This is a genomic window from Flavobacterium sp. GW821-FHT11G01 (assembly GCF_058808175.1).
In genome coordinates, this window is sequence record NZ_JBXARK010000019.1 from 1710 (window position 1) to 4933 (window position 3224).

The window sequence follows — 3224 nt, forward strand, 5'->3', positions numbered from 1 at the left end:
TGTAAAAGACAAAAAAAAACGGTCTTAATTAATTTTAAGATTGGTACAATAAGCAAAATAAGGGCGTATGGGGGATGCCTAGGCTCTCAGAGGCGATGAAAGGCGTGATAAGCTGCGAAAAGTTACGGGGATCGGCACACACGAATTGATCCGTAAATACCTGAATGGGGCAACCCACTATGTTGAAGACATAGTACACCGATAGGTGGGCAAACCCGCTGAACTGAAACATCTAAGTAGGCGGAGGAGAAGAAAACAAAAGTGATTCCGTAAGTAGTGGCGAGCGAACGCGGATTAGCCCAAACCAATGTTGTTACGGCAAGATTGGGGTTGTAGGACCACGATATTTTATGTACAAGGAACCGGAAGTTACTGGAAAGTGACACCATAGAGGGTGATAGTCCCGTATGGGTAACGAGTATAATAGATAGTGGTATCCTGAGTAGGGCGGGGCACGTGAAACCCTGTCTGAATTTGGCGGGACCATCCGCTAAGGCTAAATACTCCTGAGAGACCGATAGTGAACCAGTACCGTGAGGGAAAGGTGAAAAGAACCGTGAATAACGGAGTGAAATAGATCCTGAAACCATACGCTTACAAGCGGTCGGAGCCCTTTCGTGGGGTGACGGCGTGCCTTTTGCATAATGAGCCTACGAGTTAACGTTGCTGGCAAGGTTAAGTGGTTAAGCCACGGATCCGTAGCGAAAGCGAGTCTGAATAGGGCGCTTTAGTCAGTAGTGTTAGACGCGAAACCGTGTGATCTACCCATGGGCAGGATGAAGCTGTGGTAACACACAGTGGAGGTCCGAACCGGTTGACGTTGAAAAGTCTTCGGATGACCTGTGGGTAGGGGTGAAAGGCCAATCAAACTCGGAAATAGCTCGTACTCCCCGAAATGCATTTAGGTGCAGCGCTGAATTTAAGTTATATAGAGGTAGAGCTACTGATTGGATGCGGGGGCTTCACCGCCTACCAATTCCTGACAAACTCCGAATGCTATATAATGTTTCTCAGCAGTGAGGGCTTGGGTGCTAAGGTCCAAGTCCGAGAGGGAAAGAACCCAGACCATCAGCTAAGGTCCCCAAATATACGCTAAGTTGAAAGAACGAGGTTTGTCTGCCCAGACAGCTAGGATGTTGGCTTGGAAGCAGCCATTCATTTAAAGAGTGCGTAACAGCTCACTAGTCGAGCGGACGAGCATGGATAATAATCGGGCATAAGCGTATTACCGAAGCTATGGATTTACAGTCTGACTGTAAGTGGTAGGGGAGCATTCCAGCAGGGTTGAAGGTGTATCGTAAGGTATGCTGGACTGGCTGGAAAAGAAAATGTAGGCATAAGTAACGATAATGCGGGCGAGAAACCCGCACACCGAAAAACTAAGGTTTCCACAGCTATGCTAATCAGCTGTGGGTTAGTCTGGTCCTAAGGCGAACCCGAAAGGGACAGTCGATGGCTAACGGGTTAATATTCCCGTACTACTAATTACTGTGATGGGGTGACGGAGTGATGAAAGCGCCGCGAACTGACGGAATAGTTCGTTGAAGTACCTACCTATAAGATGCGCAGGCAAATCCACGCGTCTTGGGGAAATACGATAGTACTCGGAGTCTTCGGACAAAGAGATAGTGCGCCTAAGGGCTTCCAAGAAAAACCTCTAAACTTCAGGTAATTAGTACCAGTACCGTAAACCGACACAGGTAGTTGAGGAGAGAATCCTAAGGTGCTCGAGAGATTCATGGCTAAGGAATTAGGCAAAATAGACCTGTAACTTCGGGAGAAAGGTCGCCCCGAGCAATCGGGGCCGCAGTGAAGAGGTCCAGGCGACTGTTTATCAAAAACACAGGGCTCTGCAAAATCGTAAGATGAAGTATAGGGCCTGACACCTGCCCGGTGCTGGAAGGTTAAGAGGAGATGTTATCTTCGGAGAAGCATTGAATTGAAGCCCCAGTAAACGGCGGCCGTAACTATAACGGTCCTAAGGTAGCGAAATTCCTTGTCGGGTAAGTTCCGACCTGCACGAATGGTGTAACGATCTGGACACTGTCTCAGCCATGAGCTCGGTGAAATTGTAGTAACGGTGAAGATGCCGTTTACCCGCAGTGGGACGAAAAGACCCTGTGCACCTTTACTATAGCTTAGTATTGACCTTGGATAAATGATGTGTAGGATAGGTTGGAGACTGTGAAGTGGCGTCGCCAGGCGTTGTGGAGTCATTGTTGAAATACAACCCTTTGTTTATCTGAGGCCTAACCCCGTATTGCGGGGGACATTGCTTGGTGGGTAGTTTGACTGGGGTGGTCGCCTCCAAAAGAGTAACGGAGGCTTCTAAAGGTTCCCTCAGTACGCTTGGTAACCGTGCGTAGAGTGCAATGGCATAAGGGAGCTTGACTGAGAGACATACAGGTCGATCAGGTACGAAAGTAGAGCATAGTGATCCGGTGGTTCCGCATGGAAGGGCCATCGCTCAAAGGATAAAAGGTACGCCGGGGATAACAGGCTGATCTCCCCCAAGAGCTCATATCGACGGGGGGGTTTGGCACCTCGATGTCGGCTCGTCACATCCTGGGGCTGGAGAAGGTCCCAAGGGTTGGGCTGTTCGCCCATTAAAGTGGCACGCGAGCTGGGTTCAGAACGTCGTGAGACAGTTCGGTCTCTATCTACTGTGGGCGTTAGAAATTTGAGTGGATCTGATTCTAGTACGAGAGGACCGAATTGGACAAACCTCTAGTGTATCTGTTGTCCCGCCAGGGGCACCGCAGAGTAGCTACGTTTGGAAGGGATAAGCGCTGAAAGCATATAAGCGCGAAACCCACCACAAGATGAGATTTCTTTTAAGGATCGTGGAAGATGACCACGTTGATAGGCTATAGATGTAAAGGCAGTAATGTCATAGTCGAGTAGTACTAATAATCCGTAAGCTTATGTACACCCTTTTCTCCCGACTCCGGTCGGGAGAAGAAACTTTCTAAATAAATACTTTTTTCTTTATCTCAGTATGTTAAGATATTTGCTCGACGCAGAGCAGTAACTAGTGAATAGTAAAAAGTGATTAGTGAAAAACTAATTACTGGTAACTAAGAACTAATTACTAAAAACCTTAAGGTGGTTATTGCGGCGGGGCTCACCTCTTCCCATCCCGAACAGAGTAGTTAAGCCCGCCTGCGCAGATGGTACTGCAGTTATGTGGGAGAGTATGTCGTCGCCTTTCTTTTAAAAACCCT

Annotated in this window: 2 rRNA genes; both read left to right on the top strand. The window is 48.1% G+C overall.

Annotated elements, in window-relative coordinates:
• Positions 1–46: 46 nt before the first annotated feature.
• Positions 47–2930 (top strand): 23S ribosomal RNA (locus tag AC1RRN_RS21355).
• A 171-nt stretch (positions 2931–3101) separates the two neighbouring features.
• A 5S ribosomal RNA gene (rrf, locus tag AC1RRN_RS21360) occupies positions 3102–3211 on the top strand.
• Positions 3212–3224 lie beyond the last annotated feature (13 nt).